This window comes from Pseudoalteromonas sp. MB41 (assembly GCF_020966275.1).
GTDB lineage: Bacteria > Pseudomonadota > Gammaproteobacteria > Enterobacterales > Alteromonadaceae > Pseudoalteromonas > Pseudoalteromonas lipolytica.
In genome coordinates, this window is record NZ_JAJJZF010000004.1 from 72312 (window position 1) to 97067 (window position 24756).

Here is a 24756-nt window from a genome sequence, read left to right on the forward strand (position 1 = left end):
AACAATGCAGCAAGATAATTTTGATTTTGACCAAATAGTTATTGGTTCAGGCTTTGGTGGCTCCGTGAGTGCCTTGCGTTTAAGTGAAAAAGGCAATCGGGTTTTAGTACTCGAAAAAGGCCTACGCCGAGATGATAAAGCGTTCCCAAAAACCAATTTAGATATTAAAAACTACATGTGGCAACCCGAAATTGGTTTAAAAGGCTGTATTCAATTTTCGTTTACCAATAAAGTCACCGTGTTACACGGTGTGGGTGTCGGGGGAGGTTCGCAAATTTATGCTAATGTGCATTTAATACCGGATGACGAAGTATTTCAATCTCCCGCATGGACACGTATAAAGCCAGACTGGAAAGAAAGCTTAATGCCCTATTATGGGCTTGCTCAGCGCATGCTCGGCAGTGCCAAAAACACCTACACCAATGTCGCCGATGACACACTCAAACATGTGGCAGAAGAAATGGGCCAAGGCAGCTCATTTAAAACCGTCAATACGGGAGTACTATTTGCCAAGCCCGGTGAAGCGTACAATAAAGAAGTACCCGATCCTTACTTTAATGGCGATGGCCCACGTCGTCACACCTGCAACTACTGTGGCAGTTGTATGATTGGCTGTCGTAACAATGCCAAAAATACGCTAATGAAAAACTACCTCTTTTTTGCACAGCGAAACGGGGTTGAAATTAGACCTAGCTCCGAAGTCATTAAAATCACGCCTCTTAATGACGATGGCAGTGCAGGCTATAAAATTAAAATAAAAGATACGAGCCATAAAAACAGCCATATCTACACCCTAAAAACCCGCGGAGTAGTGCTAAGTGCAGGCGTAATGGGCACAGTACCGTTGCTATTGAAAATGCGAGACCAAGATAAAACACTTCCCCATATTTCGCGATGGCTTGGGCAACAAATTCGCACTAACTCAGAAACGCTCACAACCGCAAACAATACAACTAAAAAAGTGGATGACGGCGTTGCAATCAGTTCATTTATTTCTGTAGATAAAGACACCAATATTGAGATTTGTCGTTTTCGAGAAGGCTCAGATGGTACCTGGCTCTATTTGCCTTACGTGCCAATGGTGACAGGCACAGGAGTTAAACGTATTGCAAAATTTTTACTAAACACAGTACGCCATCCAATTAAAACCGCCAAAGTACTCAGGCCGAAGGGAAAAGCTCGCAGCTCTATTTTGTTCTTAGTGATGCAAAAATCAGAAGCTTTTATCCACCTTGAGTGGCGTCGAAAATGGTATCGATTATTTAAAAAGGGTATCACCGCAGTACAAAAAGCCGAAGATACCCCACTGACAGTCTCATTTCCAAAAGCAGAAGAAGCCACCAAACGCTATGCGGAGAAACTGGGCGGCGTACCCGGTTCAGCATTAACCGAAGTGTTATTTGGAGCCCCCATGACGGCACATATCATGAGCGGCGTAGCTATGGGTGCCGATGCGCAAACAGGCGTGGTCGACACCTCTGGTGAAGTTTTCGGTTACAAAAACCTACGCGTTATCGACGGTTCAATTATTCCGGGTAACTTAGGCGTTAACCCTTCTTTAACCATTACTGCCCTCTCTGAGTTTGCGATGAGCCAAATACCTGTTTTTGATGAGCAACGCGCAAAAACAATCAAGCCCATTTCGTTCAGCGAACCTTTAGCCGGTCAAACATCATCTCTCACAGGCTCGGGTGATTTATTGGCACAAATAAAAAATGTATAAAATGAACAACACCAAGGACACAAAAATGATAACAAAATTAATAAATCTCAGCCTATTAGCGTGTGTAATGTGTACTCATTACACACAAGAAGAAAGTGACCTAACGAGTAAACCTGCAAGTAAATTCACCGTTCAAAAAAACCAACAGTTGTTACAAACACTCCCTTTTAATGATAAAACTGACTTTGCACTTGCCAGTAAAGGACTCATTGCTAAACTCCAAAATAAGCACATATAAAATGCAAATGGTGAGGTTATTTGGGACTTCAATCAATTTGATTTTTTAAAAGAACACGACTTTATCCCCTCCATAAACCCAAGCCTTCATCGCCAGGCGTTACTTAATCTAAATTACGGACTTTTTAAAGTTTCTGAGCATATATATCAGGTAAGAGGCTTTGATTTAGCGAATGTAACTTATGTCAAAGGCGATACCGGATAGATTATATTTGACCCCCTTACCGTTCCTGAAACAGCCAAAGCAGCACACGATTTAATAACGAAGCACCTAGGTGATAGACCCATTAAAGCCATTGTTTACAGTCATGCACATGCCGATCATTTTGGCGGGGTAAAAGGCATTATTAGTCAACAACAAGTCGATAATAACGACGTACAGGTAATTGCCCCCGCACACTTTATGGAACACGTTGTAAAAGAGTCTGTTTTGGCTGGCAATGCAATGCAGCGTCGCGCTGGGTATCAATATGGAAGTATTATTGGTAAAAATGAACTATCTACAGTTGATAGTGCGCTAGGTAAAGGGATTGCGTTTGGCTATGTTAGCTTAATCGCGCCTACCCGTATTATTGAACAGCCTCAAGAAACCATTGTTGTCGACGGCATTGAAATGGTAATGAAAAACACACCGCACACCGAATCGCCTTCAGAAATGAATACTTGGTTTCCTCAATTTAAAACTTTATGGATGGCCGAAAACACGGTCGCAGGCATGCACAACATTTATACAATTCGCGGGGCAGAAACGAGGGATGCATCACAATGGAGCAAAAAAATAAACCAAACTTTACAACAGTTTGCTCAGCAAGCCGACATACTAATTGCTTCACACCATTGGCCTCGATGGGGTAATAAGAATATTGTTCATTACCTTGAAAAACAACGTGATATGTACGGATACATGCATGATCAGGCTCTCAATTTAGCCAACCAAGGGGTTACGATAAACGAAATCCATAACCAATTTACAGTACCGGAAAGTTTATCGAACGAATGGTTTAACCGCGGCTATCATGGCTCTGTTAGCCACAACGTAAGAGGCATTATTAATAAGTATCTTGGCTTTTTTGATATGAACCCTGCCACACTTAATAAACTCAGCCCTGCCGATTCCGCAAAACGATACGTAAAACTCGCAGGCGGTAGCAAGGCAATGCTAAACGAGGCACAAACGGCATTTAATAATGGTGAATATAGATGGGTAGCAGAACTGCTAAATCACTTAGTTTATGCGGAACCTGAGAATCAAGCAGCCATTGCATTACAAGCTGACACATTAGAGCAATTAGGCTACTAAGCTGAAAATGCAGGTTGGAGAAATGCATACTTATCTGCAGCTTATGAGCTTAGAAATGGCATGCCAAGCAGTGTAAATAAAACAGAAATTGGGCCAGACATCATCAAAGCAATGAGTACTGAACTCGTCTTTGACTATTTAGGTGTGAGATTAAATGCCGAAAAAGCGGCTCAACATCAGTTTATTATCAATATTCAGCTGCCCGATACCCAAGAACAGTTCGTTATTGAGTTAAACAACGCCCACTTAAACAACTTAGCAAACACACAAAGTGAGCATGCTGATTTAACGCTAACGCTTAATCGTGCAGATTTAGATTTACTTTTAATGAAACAGGTCGACTTTAAGCGCTTACTTGAAAGCAATAAAGCCAGTTTCAAAGGTGATATCCAAAAATTTGCCTTATTAATTAGCTTAATTGACAACTTTGACTATTGGTTTGAAATAGTAAAGCCTTAACGAAGGAGGTGGGCTATTTAAGCCCACCTATCAGCATACTAAATCACTGATAATTCAACAGCAATATTGCCGCGCGTTGCATTTGAGTAAGGGCACACTTCGTGTGCTTTATTGACTAATGTTTGCGCAGTTTCTTTGTCTAAATCGCCCACTGACACCGCCAATTTAACAGCAATACCAAACCCGCCCTCGATTGGACCAATTGATACTTCAGAGTTGATATGTGTATCACTCGGTAGTTTAACTTTAGCTTGGCCTGCCACTAATTTTAGTGCACCAATAAAGCATGCAGCATAGCCCGCTGCGAATAATTGCTCTGGGTTTGTGCCTTGACCGTCATCACCACCTAACCCTTTAGGTGTTGATAATGCGACATCTAAACGACCGTCATCTGATTTTGCAGTACCTTCACGGCCACCTGTTGCTGTGGCTTTTGCAGTATAGGCAACGCTTTGTAGTTCTTTCATGATTACTCTCCTTTGTGAGTGAATATATTTTGCATGCAAAATATATTAGAACAGCTTTTTGAATATTGCAAATATTTTGTATGCAAATTAAAATACACTCACTGATCATAAGGAATCCACTATGAAGTACCCGCAATTAAAACTCGATAACCAACTTTGCCATCGCTTATATATGGCATCGAATAGCATTGCTCGCGCGTACCGTGATTCACTCAACCAGTTAAATTTGACCTACCCACAGTACGTCGTGATGATGGCATTATGGGAAAAAGACAAGATCAGCATAGCTGAATTACTCGAAAAAACAGCCATTGATGGCGGTGCTATGACGCAAATTTTAAAAAAGATGAGCGAAAAGTCGTTATTGAGTATTTACCAAGACAGCCAAGATAAACGTAAACGCCTAGTCCAACTCGAAGCCAAGGGTAAGGCCTTACAAGATGACGCTGCCAGTATTCCTGAACAAATTCGTTGTCGCTTTCCTAGCATCAATGAGCAACAGGCTTTGCAACTTATTCAGCTTCTCGATTTGGTAAATAGCGATCTTGATTAACAAAAATTATTTGAAAGTGAATTTCGATTACACCGCTTTTTAATAGATTTAAATGCGTTATAGTGGGTAAAACCCACTAAAACGGACACGATTATGAAAGCATTTGGTTATAGCAAAGCCACCCCAACGCTTGGTGAACATTCCTTACAAGCAATTGAATTACCAGATCCAGTTGCAACGGGCAGCGATATTTTAGTTGCTGTTGAGGCTATTTCAGTCAACCCTGTTGACACTAAAATCCGCGCAAACGTTTCTCCCCAAAGCGGCTATAAAGTCATTGGCTGGGATGCAGTAGGCACAGTAAAAGCCGTTGGTGAAAACGTGTCATTATTTAACGTTGGCGACCGAGTCTATTATGCTGGCGATTTAACTCGCCAAGGCAGTAATGCGCAGTTGCAACTAGTTGACGAACGCATTGTTGGTAAAGCACCCGCAAGCTTAACCAATGCAGAAGCCGCCGCCCTCCCTCTAACCAGTATTACAGCATGGGAATTGTTATTTGACCGTCTGCAAATTACGCAATCAAAAGACAGCAAACCCGCCTCAGTATTGGTAATTGGTGCAGCGGGTGGGGTTGGCTCAATTTTAGTGCAGCTTGCTAAACAGCTAACAAACTTAACAGTTGTTGGCACAGCGGCACGTCAGCAAAGTGTACAATGGCTAACCGACTTAGGCGTAGATTATGTGCTAGATCACAGCCAAGATCTCAATCAACAACGTATTGACGCAGAACTTGATGAATTTGATTATGTAATCAGTTTAACGCATACCGATAAGCACCTTGACAGTATTGTCGAGGTAATTAAACCACAGGGTAAATTAGCACTGATTGATGACCCCGCAAGCTTCGATATTTTAAAGCTTAAGCGCAAAAGTATTTCGCTTCATTGGGAGTTTATGTATACCCGCTCAATGTTTCAAACCGACGATATGATTGCTCAACATCAACTACTAACAACACTTTCAGAGCTTGTTGATAAAGGCATCATTAAAACCACCTTGGGTGAGCATTTAGGAAAAATAAATGTCGAGAACATACTCAAAGCCCATGCTATTTTAGAATCGCATCAAGCACGCGGTAAGTTAGTGCTTGAAGGATTTTAGCGTTACCAGCTTTCGTTAACATAGCCATTAATTAGCGCTAACGAGTTAGCGCTAATTATGTTCTCCTCTTTTTTTATTTTGTCGATATTCATAACGCACTGCCTTAATAAAACCCACCGCATCATAAAAGTGCAGTTTTTAAGACTTGCTTCACTATTTTAGTGCTTAGAGATTGCTACAAATATTTCCACAAAAAATAAGTCACTGATTTTAAATAATTTAAAATAAAAATAAAGAGTGGCACAGTTCTTCCAATAGTGAAAAAGGAACTTGCACCTAAAAGGAGACGAACGTGACTAACTTTTATCACACTCTTTACTTACTTTGGCGTTTAGATATTAGCACATGGCATGTGCATGAACCGAACGATCCACATACCACTGCAGATAAGGAGCGTCGCTATGTTAAATAACGATCCTGAATTTATAGAAGCACTGCAAAAGGTATCTGTTCATCATCTTACAATTACCGAAGCCGCTGAACAGTATGACATTCCCAAAAGAACGCTTTATAACGCTGTAAGGCAACAGCACGCAAAATTAAATAAGCAAAAAGCTTATTTAATTGCGACACAAAAACGGCTTAAACAACACCTTCGTAATGTTGAAATGGAGTTGGCTCGCTTCGTTTAAAAAAAGTCTGTATGGTTTAAAAACACGCATTTAACAAATTGGAATGAGTATGCACGCAGTAGAAGTAAACTTTGATGGCTTAGTGGGGCCAACACACAATTACGCGGGATTATCGTATGGCAATGTTGCCTCATTAAGTCATGCCTCATCACATTCAAACCCTAGAGAAGCCGTATTGCAAGGGTTAGAAAAAATGAAGGCAATGCATGAGCTCGGCTTAGAACAAGGTATTTTTGCACCCCATGCTCGTCCTGATATCAACGTATTAAAACGTTTGGGATTTACTGGCAGCGACAGGCAAATTATTGAAAAAGCATTTAAAGCCGATCCCATTTTATTGCGAGCCTGTTACAGTGCGTCTGCTATGTGGACTGCAAACGCAGCAACCGTGTCTCCCTCTGCTGATACGCTTGATGGCAAAGTGCATTTTACAGCTGCAAACTTAAACAACAAATTTCACCGCTCATTAGAACCGACAACGACAACAGCGTTGTTGAAAGCCATGTTTAACAACGACCACTATTTTAGCCATCACTGTCACTTGCCTGACCAAGGTTTTTTCGGTGATGAAGGTGCTGCCAATCATAATCGTTTATGCGATAGCCATGCAGGTACGGGGTTAGAGGTATTTGTATTTGGTGCGAGTAGCTTTAATAATGCACTCCCCAAACCAAGTAAATTTCCTGCACGGCAAACACTCGAGGCATCACAGGCTGTTGCTCGTTTACACCAATTAAAACCCCACAGCCAGCTATTTATTCAACAAAACCCTGTTGTGATTGACCAAGGTGTGTTTCATAACGATGTAATTGCAGTCGCAAATGGCAATGTTTTACTGTGCCATGAGCAAGCTTTTTTAAACCAAGCACATGCCTTAGATGAAATAAAAAAAGCCTATACCGGTGAAAAAACCCTGCATATTATTGAAGTACCGACCCAAAAAGTAAGTATTACCGATGCTGTAAGCAGCTACTTATTTAATAGCCAACTTATTACACTTGCCGATGGCAGCATGCTGTTAGTCGCTCCACAAGAATGCCAACGTAACTCCGCTGTGCATCAATATATTCAAGAATTAATTTTGTCGGATAATCCGATACAACATGTCCGTTTTTTTGATTTACGGCAGAGCATGCAAAATGGCGGAGGCCCTGCGTGCTTACGCTTGCGTGTTGCATTAAACGCCAACGAGCTTAACGCGGTAAACCCTGCCGTGCGCTTTAGTCACGACAAATATGACCAACTAGTCAATTGGGCTAACACACATTATCGCGATTCATTAACGAGCAATGACTTTGCTGATCCTCAGCTTTTAACTGAGAGCTATCAGGCACTTGATGAGCTTACCTCGTTACTTAATTTAGGCTCTGTTTATCCATTTCAACAACAATAACGTCATGAAAATTAAAGCAGTACATTCAATAAAAGGGGTCGCCAGTTCGTTAAATACCCTGCTCATTAATAGTGTAGAAAGTGGTGCATCCATCGGGTTTATTGCACCGTTATCATTACACGCAGCTCATGACTATTGGCAAGGCGTTAATACTGACTTAGCCACGCCATATCGACGCCTTTATTTAGCTATGGAAGGTGAGCAAGTAATTGGCTCTGTTCAATTATCTTTGTGTTCAAAAGCAAACGGAATGCACCGAGGTGAAGTAGAAAAACTGATGGTGCACACCGACTATCAAGGCCAAGGCATTGCAAAACAATTAATGAACACCCTAGAAACCGACGCTAACGCAATGGGGATTAGTTTATTAGTACTTGATACCCGTATGGGGGATATCGCATCCACTCTATATCGTAAGCTTAACTACATTGAAGCGGGCTCAATCCCAGGTTTTGCAAAAAGTTCCGCGGGTACGTTTGATGCAACAGTGTATTTCTATAAGCAAATCGGCTCTCGTTGATGGGGCCGAATTCAATCACTGATGACATAATTTTTCATTGTTATCCTGGGTGAGAATGTTCACTTTTTTTCAATAATAGTAAAAAATACGCACACTATAAGTTTAGCGAAAGCAGAAAAGCCATTATACGTTGTTAAATTAATATACTTTAAATGTAAGATAGCTGCATATTTCATCCTGCTTTTTTGATAAACGCAACGAGTTAATAACAATTCAAGTTCTATTAAGTTTTCGTTACTTATACTTCCTAGCATACACATAACACACTAAAGGAATGAATCATGAACTTTAAGTCAACAATGCTTAGCAGCGCTATCTTACTTGCTCTCGTTGGTTGTGGCTCAGACAACGACAAAAATGACAACATAGCCCAGCCGCAAATGGCTAAATTCACTCTGGGTGTATCTGATGCGCCAGTAACAGGCTTAAAAGCTGTCAATGTCGTATTTGATTCAATCACACTGAGAACGCAAGGCGGTGAAGAATTCACTTTTGAAACGCGTGAAGACGATGATGAAACAAAACCTGAAATGGTCAACTTACTTGACTACACAGGCGACGATGTTTTCGCTCTTTTAGAAGATGAAGAAGTGCCTGCAGGCGAGTATCAGTGGATCCGTGCTGATGTTATCAATGGTGATACAAACGACTTAACAATGACATCACATGTTGTGTATGAAGATGACAGCATTGAACCATTAATCGTTAAACGTAAAGGCAACGACGGTGTGGGTGAAATTCAACTTGATGGCTTCACACTTAATCAAGCTGGTAACGAATTTGTTATTGAATTTGACCTTAAAAAATCATTAGTTGACCCGCAAAATAGTTCTGAAATTGTGCTTAAGCCTCGTGGTGTTCGTTTAGAGAACTTGGCTGAATCGCAAGATGTTGAAGGCACAGTAAGCGACGTATTAATTGCTAACTGCGAAACCGATAATATTGCTATTGCTGCTGAAGATGGCTCGTTTGGCCACGCGGTTTACCTATACAGCAGTGACGTAGAAACACCAATGGACAACTACGAAGTAAATGAGAACGAAACACCGGCAGATGCACCACTTGCAACGGCTAATGTGGTTTTTGATAGTGAAGATAATCAATACGAGTTCGAACTTGCGTTCATTCAACCTGGTGATTACCAACTTGCTTACACATGCGCTGCACACATTGATGATGCAGAGGCAGAAGACCAAGAATTTACGCTTCATCAAATTAAACCTGTTACCGTTACATCGGGTGAAGACCTAACAGTGTCATTCACATTACCTGAGTAATAAAGGTTAATACCCCACTTAAAAGCCCGCTTTGCGCGGGCTTTTCTATTCTTTATCATATGAAACAGCCAAAGACTAAACCAACAGAGTCTTTCCCTTGTTGCTGTGCTGGTTTTCTCGTTGTGGCTATTTGAATATGTTAATATTATAAGCCTAACCAAAACAGTCTGGGCTATGTTATGACATCGCGTATTTTAAAATCGATTTTCTATTCCTCTCTTATGTTAGGCTCAGCCCTGTTTCTACAAGGCTGCCAAGACCAACCACAATCCGACCATGTAGCAGTAAGTGGCGGCCTTATTCAAGGACAACAGCAAGGGCGAGTTATTGCCTATAAAGGCATTCCCTATGCAGCGCCCCCTGTGGGAAACTTACGCTGGCGAGCCCCTCAACCGGTTACTAAATGGCAAGGTGTCAAGGTATTGGAAAATTATGCCCCCGATTGCATGCAAAAACCATTTGCTGGCGATGCTGCACCATTAGCAACCACGCCATCAGAAGACTGTTTGTATTTGAATGTGTTTAAACCCGCCAAACACAGTGATAGCCTTTACCCTGTTGTAGTTTGGATCCATGGTGGCGGCTTTGTAAACGGTGGGGCTTCACCAGCAGTATACTCTGGCGAAAGCTTTGCAAAACAAGGTGTTATTTTTGTCAGCTTTAATTATCGTTTAGGTCGATTCGGCTTTTTTGCGCACCCTGCCCTCACACGATTTGAAAATGATGCACTGGGTAACTACGCATTAATGGACCAAATTGCAGCGCTTGAATGGGTGAAAAAAAATATCGCTCAATTTGGTGGCGATGCATCAAAGGTGACATTAATGGGTGAATCTGCAGGTGGTGCATCAGTGCATGCGATGATGCAAACGCCGGCTGCTAATAATTTATTTCAGCAAGCAATTATTATGTCTGCTGGTGGCCGAGACCTATTTAAACAACGGCCTTTACACAGTAATGACGACACGGTGTTAAGCGCAGAACAAATCGGTGAAAACTTTGCTAAACAGCATACAATTTTAGGCAGCGATGAAAACACGCTGGCTGCGCTTCGTGAGTTACCTGCCGAAGATATTATCGATGAACTAAACTTAAGCACGCTACACCAACAAAATACCGACGTACCAAACTATGTTGGTGGCCCCATTATTGATGGCACCATTATTAGTGCATCAACCGAAACGCGTTTAAGAAAAGGGACATTTAGCCACATACCAGCCATGGTTGGCACTACAGACAGGGATTTAGGGTTTGCAGGATTTGCTTCAAAAGACGCTTTATTCGACAGCTTTGCTGGGCACAGCACACAGGCAAGAATTACATACGACGCCAATGGCGACACTCCACTGCCCATGCTTAACTATCAGATTGGTCAAGATGCACAAATGCAAGAACCTGCTCGATTTGTTGCTAAACGCATTTCAGATATGGGCAAGCAGGCTTATTTATACCGCTTTGGCTATGTGGCGCAAACTTTAGATAAACCAGGAGCTGAGCATGCCAGCGAGATTCCGTATTTCTTTAACACGGTGCAAGCAAAATATGGTCATGTTACCACCGAACAAGACAAGCAAGCGGCTAAAATTATGCACCGTTATGTTACTAACTTTATTAAATTAGGCACGCCAAATGGCCCGGGACTCCCGAAGTGGTCTGCGTTTAAACATGATGAGCCATTTTTACTGCAAATGAATAAAGCAGGTACCGCAGAGTTTTTACCTGACCCATTGCAAGCTCGGTTAAACATCACTGAAGCAAAAGCAGAACAACAATAATCAATAGACGAGGCGCACAATATAAGCGCCTCGTTAGCTTTTAACCTTGCTGCTGTACGTACTCAAGTGCCGTCATTTTTTTGTAAGTCACATTAGGATGAAACACATGCGTGGGTTCTGGGTCTACCACTTCGATAGGCGTTCCCTGACTTCGTGCAATATCAAGTGCCATTTGCGTAATATTGACACTAAACGAGGTGCCTATAAATACAATTTTATTAGCATCGAGCATACGTTGCTGCGCCTCAGAAATACGATAAAGTTCGGTGTAATACTCATCGAATAACAACACATACGGCTTAAACGATTGATTAACAATAGGACTTTCATTACTAATGTTGAACACTTCAAGTAATGAATGGTGTAAGTTATCTTCGTTTACTTTATCCCATGGAGCGTTAAAGGCCATCACTTCATCACCTTGATTGTGAAAGACCGTCATTTGATCTAAACGACCGTGAATCGCAATGTAATCGGTGTTACCCGCCTTTCCATCAAGGCCATCAATGTTTTGTGTTATAAGGTTTTTATCGCTCAACCAATGATGAACTTCGTTCGGACCGTGATGTCGGTACGTTGCAAAGCGATGGTAATACCACGCTAAAAATTCGCGTGGGTTGTTTTGATACATCGCACGTGTTGCCATTTCCATCGGCGTGTAGTTTTTGCTGCCAATGGTCCAAAATCCATCTTCGCCACGAAAAGTTGGGATCCCGCTTGCGGCACTCACCCCTGCGCCTGTGATATAGAGTGTATTCATAATGATAACTGTACCTTGTAGCCAAGCGCATCGGGTGTTACTTGCTGGTTATTGTTCATGCCCCCAATGCGATACAAACTGCCTTGATGTTCTAATAATCCGCGGTGATCCATACTGGCGGTATTTGCCTTTGGCATCGCGTGCCAATCATTGCTGTCGACATCAAAACGCCACACATGATCGCTTGCAGGGGCTGGTTTACCATCGTAACCCATGCCATTGTAATTATAGGGATTCGCTGAACCACCCATCATATATATATCGCCATTAAAGCTGGTTGCTGCCATGCGATAATGTGCCACGCCAGTGGGATGAGGAATCGTTCGCCAATCAATTTTTAAGGGGTTATTAGCATCAATGGTTCCTTTTAGGCACTGTGGAACCGCAGCAAACGAGCGACGTTTATCAGCATTCGCTTTGGTTTCTACGCCATCACAAACCAACATAGTATTGCCGCTAATGGCAGCCGCTTGACCAAACACCGGTTTCCCTAAAAATGGTGAAGCCTGTTGCCATGTATCCGTTTTAATATCGTAAACTTGCACTAAGTTTACGTTACCATCGTTATGCCAACCACTGACTAAATAAATATAACGTTGTTTATATGCCAAAGCGACACTGTCATCTACCGGCACTGGCATGCTGGTAAGTGGGGTGTATGAATTAGTAATCACATCATAACGATACACATCTGGGGTCGATACCTCTTGATGATCATGGCTTACTGTATAGCCACCAAACACATAAGCGTGTTCACCAACTCCTACCGCGGTACTTGCTAAACGACCCGTTAAAGGTTGAGTGCTCGGTACCTCTTTAGCTGCGTGCCAAGAATCATCACCAACTTTGAGTACCCATACTTTATTGTGAATATCATGATGTGCTTTACCCTTACCTAGTCCCATAAAACTTAAAAAGTAAGCTTGTTCATGAATAACTACTTTAGCAACCGCATTATTGGCTACCGGTTCTGGTAAGGCTGGAATTGTTGCAAGTGCAATAGAAAATAGCAGGCTCATAAGATGAATAAACGACTAAAAACAGACGTTAAGAATACCATTTTATGAGCCCGAGGAAAGGCCTAGTAAGCAATACTAATACGTTGATTTAAATGTGCTGCAGATTGCGCTTCATCAAGCATGGCTTTAGCATAATCGGTTACTGATATTTTGCTTTCGCCGTTTGAGTCAGTAAAGAAGCTGTCGCCTCCTACACGATAAGGGCCCTCTGAATCACCAGGATAAATTACCGCAGCAGGGGATACAAAGGTCCAAGGTGTATCTGCTGTTGATGTTCTAAACACCTCAAGCGCTTCACCTTGCGCACGTGCTTCATCTTTATATTCAGCTGGAAAATCAGGGCTAGAGATCAACGTGACACCCGGTGCAACCTCTAAACTACCGGCGCCCCCTACCCATAAAATACGTATGCCAGTGCCAGCCAATGCACTCAGTAATTGTTGAGCACTGTTAGCCACAATCTCATGATTACCAAGAGCACGACCACCAATAGCCACAATTACTACATCGCTGCCTGCTGCGGCGTTTGCTATATCGTCTTTTGTTAAATCAAATTCAGTTACCGTGACATTATCTTGGGTTACTTTACCTGCGTCTCTTACTAACACATTAACTTGGTGACCGCGTGTTAATGCTTCTGAAGTAATGTGGCTACCAATCCAGCCTGATGCGCCTAATACTGCTAATTTCATGAGGAATACTCCGTTGTTTGTTTCATTAACAGCAGTTTACTTGTTCACCATTTACTGATAAATACACTACATAGATACACATTGTTTCATATTAAGATACCAATGGATAAACTCAATTCAATTACAAGCTTTGTCGAAGTGGCGCGCACAGGGAGTTTTACACAGGCCGCTGAACACTTAGGTTTAAGCCGACTACAAGTATCAAGACATATTCAAGATATTGAAAAGTGGCTTAATTTAAGATTGTTTCATCGAACAACGCGTAAAGTCAGTTTAACTATTCAAGGCGAAGAAGCGCTAAGCTATTGCCAGCAAATATTAAATCAAGTGTCTGACTTACAAAGCCGTGCTCACAGTCATAACAATGAATTAGTCGGTACAATTCGACTCGCATCTCCCATTGGTCTTGGGCAACATAAACTGTTTGAGGCCATTGAAGCATTTACCAAGCGCCATCCACAAACTCGGTTTGAGTTATTACTGTCCGATAGTCTATCGCAGCTTGTTGATGACCGCGTAGATATTGCCCTGCGCTATATCCACCAGCCTGATGAAGGGTTAATTGCTCGCAAGCTTATGTATATAGCAACAGCGGTATGCACATCGAAGGCGTATTTAGCACAGCACGATACAATAAACGACCCCAATGACTTAGCCACACATAATTGCCTTGTCCATAAAAAACACAACGTGTGGCAGTTTCAACGTAACGGTAATACACAAAAGGTCACCGTTAAGGGCAACATAGTCGCCAATGATATGGGCGTATTACTCAAAGCAGCTAAACAAGGAATGGGGATTGCTCACTTACCCTGCGATTTAGCGAATGATCATTTGTTATCCGGTGAGCTTATAAAAGTGCTGCCAGAGTATACAACCGTCGGTTCACATATATGGGCAGTGTATTTATCGCGAAATTTTCAACAAAATGTAGTGCGAGCCTTTATCGACTTTTTAGCAGAGCAGTGGCATCACGATATTTTGTAATCTAAATGCGCTGCAGGCACGTACAACTAGCAAAAAGGAGTCGTAATGCAGCACTTAGACCACGAAATATCACGCATCATTGAAATGGCGTGGGAAGACAGAACCCCGTTCGAAGCAATAAAGCAACAATTTGGCTTAAATGAGAAAAGCGTGATCGCTTTAATGCGCCAGCAGCTAACAAACTCAAGCTTTAGACTCTGGCGAAAACGCGCAACAGGCAGGCAAACCAAACATTTAAAGCTTCGCCACCCCGATATCTCAAGAGGTTACTGTAAGACCCAATATAAGCACAGGTAAACTAATATACATATCGGTTTAGTACGAAAGCGATTCGTTGTTAAAAAACGCCAAACAGACTTAGCTATGTTGCCTCAGTTGTTAGCTGTACATATTTTTCAGCAAGCTCATCGAGTGACTCGCGGTGATTTGGATCAGGCTTAATACAATCAATAGGACACACACTAACACAGGTCGGGTTATCATAATGCCCGACACACTCTGTGCATTTATTAGGATCAATTTGATAAATCTTTGCGCCCATGTAAATAGCTTCGTTCGGACATTCTGGATCACACATATCACAGTTAATACATTTGTTATTGATGAGTAATGCCATGACAAACCTTACAGGAAGATAAAGAAGTTACGCTTTTAAAACCTTCACCGAAAATTTCAAAACGTAACAAAAATTGCAGCCGCGTAATATAGTTTGCAATGAGCAACTACGCTTTGATCTAGATCAAACAACACACCCGCATCACTCTCTAATCATTCAAGATTGAATGATTAACTGTAGTCAGGAGCCATCAACCGAACATAAATTGCGTAAAGAGATTAGTGAGTTGTTTTATAACATTAAGAGTTTACTTACCCCTACAAGTAGTGTTAACAAGCACCACATAAAAAGTACAAATTTTTCGCAGAAATGGGGCTATGAGGAAGGGTTCTAAATTGGACTTAACCGAGTAATGTCGAGAGAGATAACTGTGGGCCCCCTTCATGAACCAGGAAGTTGGTATATTTATAGCTTTAAAGCGCTAATCTATCTATTTTTAAACAACGGCTTAGTTCATGCATATTCAGTGCTTAGCTACTACAGCAGCAGGAGTGAAAATTTATCATTTTCTGGCCTACACAGTTTTTAGGCACATTGGTACCTAAAGACTGGTTCTAAACTGCCCGACGGCCTCAACAACTTCCTTAGCCCCTTTTTGAATATCATTAATAACAGAGCCTGATTTATTTGATAACTCCAAGGCATCTTTGGCCTCTGCTAAACTCGACTCAATTTCGGTTACCGCATCTTGAGTAAGCGCTTTATTCTCAGACACGACGTTGATTATTTGCTCTGTGGCCAAACTCGTTCTTGATGCCAGTTGCCTAACTTCATCTGCAACAACGGAGAAACCTCGTCCTTGGTCACCCGCCCTCGCGGCTTCTATAGCAGCGTTTAATGCCAGCAAATTAGTTTGATCAGCAATACCTTTAATACTTTCGACTAATTGAGCAATCTTAGACGACTGTACGTCGAGGTTATTAACACTTTCGCTGGCTACTTCGAGTTTCTTTGATAAGTTATTCACTGTAACAATTGTTTGCTTTACGACACCTAACCCTATTTCAGCGTCGGCATCTGTTCGTTTAGAAATGTCATAAGCAATACCAGCCGTTTCAGATATTGCAAATTCTCTTTGCATCTGATCGGTTATTACTGTTGCAAACTTTACGACTTTATAGAGTTCTCCATCATTGTTATGAATTGGATTGTACGAGGCTTCTAACCATACTTCGTTACCGTAACTATCTAATCTTTTAAAACGATCAGAAATAAACCGTCCGTGTTTTAATTCAGACCAAAACTGTTTATAAGCGTTCGATTTAGCTTCTTCAGGGTCGCAAAACATACTGTGGTGTTTACCCAATATTTGGCTTTTGGAGTAACCCATAGAGGTCAGAAAGTTATCATTGGCGTTTAAAATAATACCGTCTAAGCTGAATTCGATAACCGCAGATGAACGACTCAAAGCCGCAAGCATATCTTCTTTTTCTCTTGATTGAGAAATAGTGCGCGTAAGCTCTGCCGAGTAAACAGCTAACTCATTATTAATTGGTTGTACAATACTTCTAAGCCATAACTCACGCCCAGACTGCGTTACGAGCTGCAAAGCGCCATGCCAATGGCTCACTTTTTTTATGGCTGAAAGCATTTTTTGTGTGTGAGGTTTTTTGAGCGACTTTTTAACAATCAGGTCATTGAAATTTAAACCAACAAGCTCACTTTCTTTGTATTCTATCGCGGTTGCAAATAGTTGATTAACTTCGAGAATACGGCCATCTTTGCTTAGCAAAAAGTACAGCATTTCCTCTTTCAATTCTTGCTTTATATTTTCAAACTCAACTGTTTGCTTTTTTAATTCAGCAATTTCAGACAGCAACTTGCGATTAGTGAACCACATAAACTGGTTTCCTTTAGGTTACATACGCTAAAAGTAGAGCACTCAGAATCAAGTGTCTAGGAAGATTACGTTTTTTGCCAATAACTGTATTTAATAAAGGTAAGGCATGACTACATAAATGGTCGGGTGAAATGAGGTTATACGTGTAAAACACGACCCCATGTGATTAACGCTGTTTCATACATTGAGAGATTAATTAACTTTAACGATTAATAAAAGTGTTATACGAAGAACTGGAGTGTTTTGATCACGACTGATTACAGTATTTTACTCTTGCTTTTATTTTTACAATAGCGTTTTTACAGTGAGCGCTGCGTTTTAATATCCTCAGATAGGTGCGCTCACGTTAATTTAGCTGACTTTAAATACACACTAAAACACGTTTCGTGCTCGTCGGAGTAAACTTTTATCGCGCCATCATTGGCCTCTGCGAGCGCTTTAACAATGGCTAAACCGAGCCCCACACCATCACTGTGTTTTTGTCTTGATTTATCCGGCCGATAAAAACGGTCGAACAAATACGGTAAATGTTCAGCGGGTATTTTCTCACCGGGATTCACAACCGAAATACACACTGTATCTGCGCTTACTTTTTCGCTTTTAACTGAAATTGAAGCCCCTTTTGGGGTATACCGAATAGCGTTAGAGAGTAAGTTTGATAACAGCTGTCTAAAATGTAACTGATCACAGTAAAAACGCAGGTTTTCACCCTCTGTTTTAAAACAAATACCTACTTCTTCCGCCAACGCATCAAAGTAGTCAAATAGCGACGCTATCTCGTCATGACTTTGCAAAATTTGTTGTTTTGGCTTTATTAAACCGTTCTGAGTTTTTGCAAGCCACAGCATGTCATTGACCATTTTTGTTAATCTTTCTAACTCTTCAAGATTTGAGAATAACAGCTCTTGATAGTCAACAACCGCTCTTGATTTTGATAAGCCCACCTGCGTTTGGGTAATGATATTTGTTAAGGGGGTTCTTAACTCATGAGCTATATCGCTGGAAAAGTTAGATAAGCGAATAAACTCACTTTGCAGCCTATCTAACATCACATTAAAAGACTGCACCATGTTTTCAAGCTCAACAGGAACATTATTATGATCTAACCTGACATCCATTTTATTGGTTTGTATATCAAGCATTTTTTGAGTTAACCCACGTAAAGGGTTAAGACCTTGATGTATAGCAATCCATGCGACAAGCAACACTAACACAGCCGAGCCTAACATAATGACCCATAAACTCTGTTTAAACTGGGTTAAAAAGCGCAGATGGAAGCTCATATCAATCGCAACGGCTATTTTATAATGCTGTTTAGATGTCTCTAGCTCACTGACTAATGCACGATACGCCTTACTGCCTGTATGCCATGTAATTATGTTCTCCTTTTTAAACCCCTGAGAAGCTTTCGCGCGCATTGCTAATTCAGTAAAATCATTATGGGAGCTTTGATATACAAGCTCTCCCTCTAACGTATTTACTTGGTAGTACACCCCATGATGCCCAACAACAGCAATCGACAATGCGTTTTCAAGCTGTTTTTGTGATTGAAAAGGCTGTGATAATACAGACTCAACTGATTGCGTGATAACCTGTAACTCGCCACTGTCTTGTTGCAAAAAATGATGCTCTATTGAGCTATTTATGAGTGAGGCCACAAAGGTGAAACAGCCAATAATTGTTATTGCTACAAATAACAAAACTCGCATCGTTAATGACAAGGGTCGCGTGCTAACTCGCATTAGGCATTGCCTCTAACTTGTATCCCATCCCTCTTACTGTGTGTATTAGCTTTACTGTAAAATCATCATCCACTTTGCTGCGAAGCCTTCTTATTGCAACATCAATCACGTTGGTATCACTATCAAAATTCATGTCCCACACTTGTGAAGCGATTAATGAACGAGGCAGTACTTCCCCTTCACGGCGCAGTAATAGCTCGAGTAAACTAAACTCTTTATTACTTAAGGTAATGCGTTGGCCTGCACGTTGAACTTTTCTTTTTGGAATATTCATTTCTAGGTCGGCTATTTTTAAGACATCTTCTACTTTTTGTGTGCCGCCTCGCCTAAGTAAAGTGCGCACTCTTGCTAACACTTCAGAAAATGCGAATGGTTTAATTAAATAATCATCAGCCCCTAGTTCAAGCCCTTTAACTCTGTCATCGACACTGTCTCGCGCTGATAAAAAAAGAACAGGGGTCTGTTTTTTAGCTTCGCGAAGTGATTGTAAAATTCGCCACCCAGAGACATCAGGTAACATCACATCGAGAATTATTACGTCAAATAACTCTGTCATGGCTAAATGATGACCATCGAGTCCATTTCGCGCTAGTGACACTTGAAAACCGGCTTCAGTTAAACCTTGTTTTAGGTAATTTCCTGTTTTTAATTCGTCTTCAACTATTAGTAAGCGCATTTCAATCCTTCATCAAAATCATAGCCGTTATCATTATGGTGTTTTAATCACAACAGCAACATGACACCAAGATTACAACTTTGTCATGTTCACGTCATGCTGAAGACAGGTCAACTTTCTAAACTTATGGCATGTTTTTCTATTTATTAACAGAGTCAGTAATCGTTTATTACGTCACACTTTGTTGCAATCTGTTTGATTTTTAATAACAAGTAAGAAGGTAATTATGAAATTTTTTAAGTATGTCGCACTCATGTTCGTACTAACAATGCCATTTATGGCATCGGCTCATGTCTCAGTAACACACACTCTGCCACAAGATAAAGCAATGTTAATGAGTAGCCCTGAGCAGCTATCGCTCGCGTTTAGCGGAAAAGTAAGATTAGCAAAAATAGTCGTTCAAGATGCACATAAACAACCTATCGACTTCGATTTTAAGCCTACAGCAGCTCCAAGTAGTGATTTTAGTTGGCCTCTGCCACACTTAAAGCAAGGCAATTACACGGTAAAATGGATCGCACTCGGTGGTGATGGCCATAAAATGACAGGGGAATTCACTTTCATGATCCATGGTACAAAGCATAGTAATAAAACAAAAATGCCAGAAAATGGCCACGGTAACCATAATCACTAGCCTTAGGTCATGACAATGCAATTTAGTGAGTGGTCGCTGCTTTTACTGTTAATGAAACTAGCAAACTATACGGCTATAGCAGCACTTGCAGGTACATTACTGATACGTTTTATTAGCCATTTTCACCTTAATGGAAACCAGCATACTGCGTTTTTATATTTCTTGAAGCACTGGCAAATCAAATGCTTAATGGTTGGTTTAATAGCGGCTATTTTGCAAACACCAATAGAGACAGGTGCCATTGCCGAATCAGGTTTTATGGGAATGTTAGATCGCCCAATGCTCGAGATTGTTTGGTACTCGGTAATTGGCGAGCAAGCGCGTTTAAGGATTGTTAGTTTCTTAGTCGCACTTATGGTTGCCTCCTTGTGGAATGTGAAGGCAGAAAATAACAACGCAGAAAAATTCAACTTTGCTCTTATGCTAATCATAGCGGCTCTTATTGCGTTTAGTTTTTCTATTACTGGTCACAGTGCCAATGAAAATGGCCTAGTAAAAAGTATTTTGACATTTCATCTTGCGGCTTTAGCCTGTTGGATTGGCGCATTATGGCCATTGCTTAAAAGCTGCACCTTGCTTATCAAAACCGACGTTGAAAAAATAATGCATCACTTTGGACAAATGGCCATCATTATTGTGGTTGTATTGCTTGTGTCTGGCTTGGCGCTTTTACAACAGTATCTGCACTCATTTTCTGCATTATTTACTTCAACTTATGGCCAATTAATTTTACTGAAGTTACTGCTTGTCAGCGCCATGCTTTTGCTTGGCGCATGGCATAAACTATTTTTAGTCCCTAATATTAACCGGCAACGGTATTTTGAAACCTTAAAAGGCTCTATCGCTGTTGAAATGGTCATAGCGCTTTTTGTACTTATCACAACAAGTGTTTTTACCACACTTGTTGGTCCTCCTATTTAACTATGAAGTAGAGAAAAAACGCATGCTAAAAAACACATCACAATTAAAAATGATATCACTGCTACTTTTAGGTGCACTCAGCTCGTTTGCTGTTAACGCACACGGTGATGAAGCTCATCCAAACAAAAGCACCTTATTTGTTGGTATCGACAGTGAACCCGCACACACTGTAACCGCGTTTAAAAAAGCACTAAAACAGGGTGATCAAGTCACAGCTCGTAAACTACTCGCTGACAATGTTATTATTTTTGAAGGAGGCGGTATTGAACGCTCAGCAGATGAATACGCAAATCACCATATGCATGCAGATATGGCATTTTTAAAAGCCGTTGAAAGCACATTATTAGAGCATCAGGTATTCACGCAGGGCGATATAGCTTTCTCAATTGCCAGAAGCTCAACCGAAGGCAGCTACAAAGGGAAAGAAATAAAGAGTATTGGAATGGAAACAATAACACTCAAAAATACCGACAATGGATGGAAAATCACTCATATCCACTGGTCCAATTAAGGAGTACAACATGCGAACAGCTTACCTTGCTTCATTACTACTTTTTATGAGCAATTTGCCAGTGATGGCAACAACTAGTAATCAACCCTTAACCCATAACAGCAATCAACACACACATGATTCAAATAGTGAACTCACTGTGTATAAAAGTAAAAATTGTGGCTGTTGCAAAGAGTGGGTCACACATATGAACAAAAATGGCTTTAACACAACAGCCATTGATGTTGTTGATATGGGCACCATAAAAAATAACTATCAGATAAAACCAAATCAGCGCTCATGCCACACGGCGGTGTCAGCCGATGGCTTTATTTTTGAGGGGCATGTTCCCGCTAAATTTGTTAAGCAATTCTTATCAGAGCAACACCCTGAAGGTACGATAGGCTTAAGTGTTCCTGCCATGCCCGTGGGTACGCCAGGGATGGAAATGGGGAACGTATTCCATAAATACAACATTAATTTACTAACAATAGATTCACCCGCTGTAAGTTATCAATATATTGAACAATATGCCGAGCAATTTTAATGAATTAGGCATACGCTATAACTAGGTGATTACAAAAATAGTACCTCACTTCATCATTTTTACGACACTGTAAAAATTAATGAAAATAAAGCCCAAAAGCAACCATCTCACTAAGCTAAGGGCTTTAAGCAAAAAGGAACACCGCATGAGTAAAGCCGGAACAGAGCAGCAGCTAATCATTGAGGGCGCAGGCTGCGCCAGTTGCGTAGGGAAAATTGAAGCAGCACTGCAAAACACACCTGGCGTGAACAGCGCAGAGATGAATTTTGCAGACCGAACCGTACTCGTCAGTGGGACAGCCAATACCCAAGACCTAGTTAAAGCCATTGAATCTGCTGGATACAATGCCAAACCGTTCAATGACAGTTCGCACACAGACTCCCTTGATGAAAAAGAAGCAGCCGATTGGGCATATTATAAAAAGCTGATGCGCGACACCATTATCGCACTCTCACTGGGTGTGCCTCTTATGATCTATGGTATCGCTATTGGCGAGATGACCGTAGCAACAAATACTGAGCGGCTCGCGTGGTTAATTGTTGGTCTTTTAACGCTTGCGGTTATGTTTTTCTCTGGTAAACATTTTTATATTGGCGCATGGAAAAGCTTTAAAAATCATTCTGCCAATATGGATACCCTCATTGCACTGGGCACCGGTACAGCATGGGTCTACTCAATGCTGGTTGTCTTTATTCCCGATGCTATTCCGCTAATGGCAAGGCATGTATATTTTGAAGCCACCTCCATGATTATTGGCTTAATCAACCTTGGTTTAGCGTTAGAGCTAAAAGCACGAGGAAAAACCTCAGAAGCAATCAAACGCTTAATCGGCTTACAGGCCAAAACCGCCACTGTTGTTAGAGATAACAAAGACGTTCAAATAAATATCGACCAAGTGTTGCTCAATGACATTATCAAAGTCAGACCGGGTGAGAAAATCCCCGTTGATGGTGAAGTAATCGAAGGCCACACCAGCATTGATGAATCAATGCTAACAGGCGAACCCATGCCTGTTGAAAAATCAGAAAAAGACGACGTCACCGCGGGTACGCTCAATAAATCTGGCATGATCCTATTTAAAGCAACACGGGTAGGAAAAGACACCGCGCTTGCACAAATTATTGCGATGGTAAAACGTGCCCAAAACTCAAAACCCCCAATAGGGCGACTAGCCGATGTTATATCTGCGTATTTTGTGCCGGTTGTCATGATTATATCTATCGTCAGTGCACTAGCATGGTTAAACTTTGGCCCTGAGCCCACTCTTGCCTTTGCAATTGTGTCTGCGACAACGGTGCTTATCATCGCGTGTCCGTGTGCATTAGGACTTGCTACGCCAATGTCGGTTATGGTCGGTGTGGGCAAAGCAGCTGAGGCCGGTGTTCTTATTCGAAATGGTGAAGCACTGCAAACAGCTTCCAAAATTACAGCCATGATTTTAGATAAAACGGGCACCATTACCGAAGGCTCCCCCAAAGTCACTGACGTTATTTTAGCAAATGAGAGTGATGAAAAAACCATATTACAGCTAGCAGCCAGTTTAGAAAGTGGTTCAGAGCACCCTCTTGCGCAAGCAATTGTCGACAGTGCCATGGAGCAAGAAATCGAGCTGCTGAAAATAGACGCCTTTAACGCAATTACAGGCTATGGTGTCGAAGCCACGTGTAATGGTAAGTCGCTGCTATTTGGCAATAGTAAATTAATGAAAATTAAAGAAATTGAACTCTCTGACTTCACAACGAAAGCACAGGCCTTAGCGAAAGAAGCCAAAACGCCAATGTATTTTGCTGTTGATGGGCAGCTAGCCGCAATTATCGCGGTAGCGGACCCGATGAAGTCTGATTCACTTTCTGCAATCAAACGTCTTCAAGCCAATGGTATCCGCGTTATTATGCTTACTGGCGATAATAAAGAAACCGCCTCGGCGATAGCAAAAAAAGCAAAAATTACTGAATTCTTTGCTGACGTTCTACCTGAAGACAAAGCCAATAAAGTGCGCGAACTCCAACAACAAGGCGAAATTGTCGGTATGACAGGCGATGGGATCAATGATGCCCCCGCGCTTGCCCTCGCCGATGTTGGTTTTGCGATTGGAACAGGCACTGATGTTGCCATTGAAAGTGCCGACATCACACTCATGCGAGGCTCTCTTCATGGCTTAGCTGATGCCATTGCAGTGAGCAAAGCCACGTTACGCAATATAAAACAAAACCTATTTGGTGCATTTATCTATAACGTGGCAGGTATTCCAGTGGCGGCAGGTATTCTGTATCCATTTTTTGGTCTACTGCTGAGCCCTGTTATCGCGGGTGCTGCGATGGCTTTTTCTTCGCTTACCGTGGTGACGAATGCAAACAGGCTTCGTTTATTTAAAGCACAAGATCACTAAGGA

26 protein-coding genes are annotated in these 24756 nt (G+C 41.5%); 18 read left to right on the forward strand and 8 right to left on the reverse strand.

Features of this window, described 5'->3' with window-relative positions; genetic code table 11:
- Positions 1–4: 4 nt before the first annotated feature.
- The 4 genes from LPA49_RS06730 to LPA49_RS06745 all read left to right on the forward strand — a co-directional run bounded on the left by LPA49_RS06730 (position 5) and on the right by LPA49_RS06745 (position 3719).
- Positions 5–1723 carry a GMC family oxidoreductase gene (locus LPA49_RS06730; protein ID WP_065978936.1) on the forward strand — a complete coding sequence of 573 codons (1719 nt, stop codon included), beginning with the start codon at positions 5–7 and terminating at the stop codon, positions 1721–1723.
- Between the two features lie 25 nt (positions 1724–1748).
- Positions 1749–1961 carry a hypothetical protein gene (locus tag LPA49_RS06735; protein ID WP_230236113.1) on the forward strand — a complete coding sequence of 71 codons (213 nt, stop codon included), beginning with the start codon at positions 1749–1751 and terminating at the stop codon, positions 1959–1961.
- Positions 1962–2168: 207 nt separating this feature from the next.
- Positions 2169–3260, forward strand: coding sequence for an alkyl sulfatase dimerization domain-containing protein (locus LPA49_RS22355; protein ID WP_326847788.1), 1092 nt, complete (start codon positions 2169–2171; stop codon positions 3258–3260).
- A gap of 60 nt (positions 3261–3320) precedes the next feature.
- On the forward strand, positions 3321–3719 hold the full coding sequence (locus LPA49_RS06745; protein WP_230236115.1) for an alkyl sulfatase C-terminal domain-containing protein: 399 nt from the start codon (positions 3321–3323) through the stop codon (positions 3717–3719).
- A gap of 38 nt (positions 3720–3757) precedes the next feature.
- Here the strand turns inward: LPA49_RS06745 and LPA49_RS06750 are convergent, their stop codons facing one another.
- Positions 3758–4186, reverse strand: a complete 429-nt coding sequence (locus LPA49_RS06750; protein WP_036972342.1) for an organic hydroperoxide resistance protein — start codon at positions 4184–4186, stop codon at positions 3758–3760.
- 121 nt (positions 4187–4307) lie between these two features.
- Between LPA49_RS06750 and LPA49_RS06755 the strand changes: the two genes are divergently transcribed.
- The 7 genes from LPA49_RS06755 to LPA49_RS06785 all read left to right on the forward strand — a co-directional run bounded on the left by LPA49_RS06755 (position 4308) and on the right by LPA49_RS06785 (position 11440).
- Positions 4308–4739, forward strand: a complete 432-nt coding sequence (locus LPA49_RS06755; protein ID WP_036972343.1) for a MarR family winged helix-turn-helix transcriptional regulator — start codon at positions 4308–4310, stop codon at positions 4737–4739.
- 93 nt (positions 4740–4832) lie between these two features.
- Positions 4833–5843: a zinc-binding alcohol dehydrogenase family protein gene (locus LPA49_RS06760; protein WP_036972344.1), complete on the forward strand. Its 1011-nt coding sequence runs from the start codon at positions 4833–4835 to the stop codon at positions 5841–5843.
- Between the two features lie 401 nt (positions 5844–6244).
- On the forward strand, positions 6245–6475 hold the full coding sequence (locus LPA49_RS06765) for a helix-turn-helix domain-containing protein (RefSeq protein WP_036972346.1): 231 nt from the start codon (positions 6245–6247) through the stop codon (positions 6473–6475).
- A 49-nt stretch (positions 6476–6524) separates the two neighbouring features.
- The gene (gene astB / locus LPA49_RS06770) at positions 6525–7868 is read left to right on the forward strand and encodes an N-succinylarginine dihydrolase (RefSeq protein WP_230236117.1); all 1344 of its coding nucleotides are present in this window, start codon (positions 6525–6527) and stop codon (positions 7866–7868) included.
- A gap of 4 nt (positions 7869–7872) precedes the next feature.
- Positions 7873–8388, forward strand: coding sequence for a GNAT family N-acetyltransferase (locus tag LPA49_RS06775; RefSeq protein ID WP_180311718.1), 516 nt, complete (start codon positions 7873–7875; stop codon positions 8386–8388).
- A 281-nt stretch (positions 8389–8669) separates the two neighbouring features.
- Positions 8670–9665, forward strand: a complete 996-nt coding sequence (locus LPA49_RS06780) for a DUF4382 domain-containing protein (protein ID WP_065978933.1) — start codon at positions 8670–8672, stop codon at positions 9663–9665.
- A 179-nt stretch (positions 9666–9844) separates the two neighbouring features.
- Positions 9845–11440, forward strand: a complete 1596-nt coding sequence (locus LPA49_RS06785; protein WP_230236119.1) for a carboxylesterase/lipase family protein — start codon at positions 9845–9847, stop codon at positions 11438–11440.
- Positions 11441–11480: 40 nt separating this feature from the next.
- Here LPA49_RS06785 and LPA49_RS06790 read toward each other — a convergent pair whose 3' ends face one another.
- The 3 genes from LPA49_RS06790 to LPA49_RS06800 form a co-directional block, all read right to left on the reverse strand.
- On the reverse strand, positions 11481–12200 hold the full coding sequence (locus tag LPA49_RS06790) for a Sir2 family NAD-dependent protein deacetylase (RefSeq protein WP_036972352.1): 720 nt from the start codon (positions 12198–12200) through the stop codon (positions 11481–11483).
- On the reverse strand, positions 12197–13219 hold the full coding sequence (locus LPA49_RS06795) for a kelch repeat-containing protein (RefSeq protein ID WP_074988567.1): 1023 nt from the start codon (positions 13217–13219) through the stop codon (positions 12197–12199). The genes LPA49_RS06790 and LPA49_RS06795 overlap by 4 nt, the downstream gene beginning before the upstream one ends.
- Positions 13220–13281: 62 nt before the next feature.
- Positions 13282–13911 carry an NAD(P)-dependent oxidoreductase gene (locus tag LPA49_RS06800; protein ID WP_036972354.1) on the reverse strand — a complete coding sequence of 210 codons (630 nt, stop codon included), beginning with the start codon at positions 13909–13911 and terminating at the stop codon, positions 13282–13284.
- A gap of 102 nt (positions 13912–14013) precedes the next feature.
- Here LPA49_RS06800 and LPA49_RS06805 point away from each other — a divergent pair, with 102 nt between their 5' ends.
- Together LPA49_RS06805 and LPA49_RS06810 are read left to right on the forward strand one after the other, a co-directional pair.
- Positions 14014–14898 carry a LysR family transcriptional regulator gene (locus tag LPA49_RS06805; RefSeq protein ID WP_230236121.1) on the forward strand — a complete coding sequence of 295 codons (885 nt, stop codon included), beginning with the start codon at positions 14014–14016 and terminating at the stop codon, positions 14896–14898.
- A gap of 45 nt (positions 14899–14943) precedes the next feature.
- Positions 14944–15195, forward strand: a complete 252-nt coding sequence (locus tag LPA49_RS06810; protein ID WP_036972356.1) for a TIGR03643 family protein — start codon at positions 14944–14946, stop codon at positions 15193–15195.
- A gap of 64 nt (positions 15196–15259) precedes the next feature.
- Here LPA49_RS06810 and LPA49_RS06815 read toward each other — a convergent pair whose 3' ends face one another.
- The 4 genes from LPA49_RS06815 to LPA49_RS06830 all read right to left on the reverse strand — a co-directional run bounded on the left by LPA49_RS06815 (position 15260) and on the right by LPA49_RS06830 (position 19772).
- Positions 15260–15514: a YfhL family 4Fe-4S dicluster ferredoxin gene (locus LPA49_RS06815; protein WP_065978819.1), complete on the reverse strand. Its 255-nt coding sequence runs from the start codon at positions 15512–15514 to the stop codon at positions 15260–15262.
- Positions 15515–16055: 541 nt separating this feature from the next.
- Positions 16056–17354, reverse strand: a complete 1299-nt coding sequence (locus LPA49_RS06820; protein ID WP_036972379.1) for a PAS domain-containing methyl-accepting chemotaxis protein — start codon at positions 17352–17354, stop codon at positions 16056–16058.
- Between the two features lie 341 nt (positions 17355–17695).
- Entirely contained in the window at positions 17696–19096 is a 1401-nt protein-coding gene (locus LPA49_RS06825) for a heavy metal sensor histidine kinase (RefSeq protein WP_036972380.1), read from the reverse strand.
- Positions 19086–19772 (reverse strand): heavy metal response regulator transcription factor, encoded by a 687-nt coding sequence (locus tag LPA49_RS06830; protein ID WP_036972381.1) that lies wholly within the window; start codon positions 19770–19772, stop codon positions 19086–19088. The genes LPA49_RS06825 and LPA49_RS06830 overlap by 11 nt, the downstream gene beginning before the upstream one ends.
- A 226-nt stretch (positions 19773–19998) precedes the next feature.
- Between LPA49_RS06830 and LPA49_RS06835 the strand changes: the two genes are divergently transcribed.
- From LPA49_RS06835 to LPA49_RS06855, 5 genes are all read left to right on the forward strand, one after another.
- Positions 19999–20406, forward strand: a complete 408-nt coding sequence (locus LPA49_RS06835; RefSeq protein WP_182396730.1) for a copper resistance CopC family protein — start codon at positions 19999–20001, stop codon at positions 20404–20406.
- Between the two features lie 15 nt (positions 20407–20421).
- Entirely contained in the window at positions 20422–21327 is a 906-nt protein-coding gene (locus tag LPA49_RS06840) for a copper resistance D family protein (protein WP_182396729.1), read from the forward strand.
- A gap of 22 nt (positions 21328–21349) precedes the next feature.
- The gene (locus LPA49_RS06845; RefSeq protein ID WP_074988538.1) at positions 21350–21838 is read left to right on the forward strand and encodes a DUF4440 domain-containing protein; all 489 of its coding nucleotides are present in this window, start codon (positions 21350–21352) and stop codon (positions 21836–21838) included.
- Between the two features lie 10 nt (positions 21839–21848).
- Positions 21849–22364, forward strand: a complete 516-nt coding sequence (locus LPA49_RS06850) for a DUF411 domain-containing protein (RefSeq protein ID WP_227006877.1) — start codon at positions 21849–21851, stop codon at positions 22362–22364.
- A gap of 145 nt (positions 22365–22509) precedes the next feature.
- Positions 22510–24753: a heavy metal translocating P-type ATPase gene (locus LPA49_RS06855; RefSeq protein WP_230236123.1), complete on the forward strand. Its 2244-nt coding sequence runs from the start codon at positions 22510–22512 to the stop codon at positions 24751–24753.
- Positions 24754–24756: the final 3 nt, after the last annotated feature.

What these genes read in the sequence shown, in the direction of transcription:
- LPA49_RS06825 (WP_036972380.1), bottom strand. Translation starts at nt 19,096, where the DNA reads ATGCGAGTTAGCACGCGACCCTTGTCATTAACGATGCGAGTTTTGTTA.
- LPA49_RS06840 (WP_182396729.1), top strand. Translation starts at nt 20,422, where the DNA reads ATGCAATTTAGTGAGTGGTCGCTGCTTTTACTGTTAATGAAACTAGCA.
- LPA49_RS06780 (WP_065978933.1), top strand. Translation starts at nt 8,670, where the DNA reads ATGAACTTTAAGTCAACAATGCTTAGCAGCGCTATCTTACTTGCTCTC.
- LPA49_RS06850 (WP_227006877.1), top strand. Translation starts at nt 21,849, where the DNA reads ATGCGAACAGCTTACCTTGCTTCATTACTACTTTTTATGAGCAATTTG.
- LPA49_RS06785 (WP_230236119.1), top strand. Translation starts at nt 9,845, where the DNA reads ATGACATCGCGTATTTTAAAATCGATTTTCTATTCCTCTCTTATGTTA.
- LPA49_RS06845 (WP_074988538.1), top strand. Translation starts at nt 21,350, where the DNA reads ATGCTAAAAAACACATCACAATTAAAAATGATATCACTGCTACTTTTA.
- LPA49_RS06855 (WP_230236123.1), top strand. Translation starts at nt 22,510, where the DNA reads ATGAGTAAAGCCGGAACAGAGCAGCAGCTAATCATTGAGGGCGCAGGC.
- LPA49_RS06800 (WP_036972354.1), bottom strand. Translation starts at nt 13,911, where the DNA reads ATGAAATTAGCAGTATTAGGCGCATCAGGCTGGATTGGTAGCCACATT.
- LPA49_RS06755 (WP_036972343.1), top strand. Translation starts at nt 4,308, where the DNA reads ATGAAGTACCCGCAATTAAAACTCGATAACCAACTTTGCCATCGCTTA.
- LPA49_RS06750 (WP_036972342.1), bottom strand. Translation starts at nt 4,186, where the DNA reads ATGAAAGAACTACAAAGCGTTGCCTATACTGCAAAAGCCACAGCAACA.
- astB (WP_230236117.1), top strand. Translation starts at nt 6,525, where the DNA reads ATGCACGCAGTAGAAGTAAACTTTGATGGCTTAGTGGGGCCAACACAC.
- LPA49_RS06790 (WP_036972352.1), bottom strand. Translation starts at nt 12,200, where the DNA reads ATGAATACACTCTATATCACAGGCGCAGGGGTGAGTGCCGCAAGCGGG.
- LPA49_RS06745 (WP_230236115.1), top strand. Translation starts at nt 3,321, where the DNA reads ATGCCAAGCAGTGTAAATAAAACAGAAATTGGGCCAGACATCATCAAA.
- LPA49_RS06775 (WP_180311718.1), top strand. Translation starts at nt 7,873, where the DNA reads ATGAAAATTAAAGCAGTACATTCAATAAAAGGGGTCGCCAGTTCGTTA.
- LPA49_RS06760 (WP_036972344.1), top strand. Translation starts at nt 4,833, where the DNA reads ATGAAAGCATTTGGTTATAGCAAAGCCACCCCAACGCTTGGTGAACAT.
- LPA49_RS06815 (WP_065978819.1), bottom strand. Translation starts at nt 15,514, where the DNA reads ATGGCATTACTCATCAATAACAAATGTATTAACTGTGATATGTGTGAT.
- LPA49_RS06835 (WP_182396730.1), top strand. Translation starts at nt 19,999, where the DNA reads ATGAAATTTTTTAAGTATGTCGCACTCATGTTCGTACTAACAATGCCA.
- LPA49_RS06820 (WP_036972379.1), bottom strand. Translation starts at nt 17,354, where the DNA reads ATGTGGTTCACTAATCGCAAGTTGCTGTCTGAAATTGCTGAATTAAAA.
- LPA49_RS06810 (WP_036972356.1), top strand. Translation starts at nt 14,944, where the DNA reads ATGCAGCACTTAGACCACGAAATATCACGCATCATTGAAATGGCGTGG.
- LPA49_RS06765 (WP_036972346.1), top strand. Translation starts at nt 6,245, where the DNA reads ATGTTAAATAACGATCCTGAATTTATAGAAGCACTGCAAAAGGTATCT.
- LPA49_RS06805 (WP_230236121.1), top strand. Translation starts at nt 14,014, where the DNA reads ATGGATAAACTCAATTCAATTACAAGCTTTGTCGAAGTGGCGCGCACA.
- LPA49_RS06795 (WP_074988567.1), bottom strand. Translation starts at nt 13,219, where the DNA reads ATGAGCCTGCTATTTTCTATTGCACTTGCAACAATTCCAGCCTTACCA.
- LPA49_RS06735 (WP_230236113.1), top strand. Translation starts at nt 1,749, where the DNA reads ATGATAACAAAATTAATAAATCTCAGCCTATTAGCGTGTGTAATGTGT.
- LPA49_RS06730 (WP_065978936.1), top strand. Translation starts at nt 5, where the DNA reads ATGCAGCAAGATAATTTTGATTTTGACCAAATAGTTATTGGTTCAGGC.
- LPA49_RS06830 (WP_036972381.1), bottom strand. Translation starts at nt 19,772, where the DNA reads ATGCGCTTACTAATAGTTGAAGACGAATTAAAAACAGGAAATTACCTA.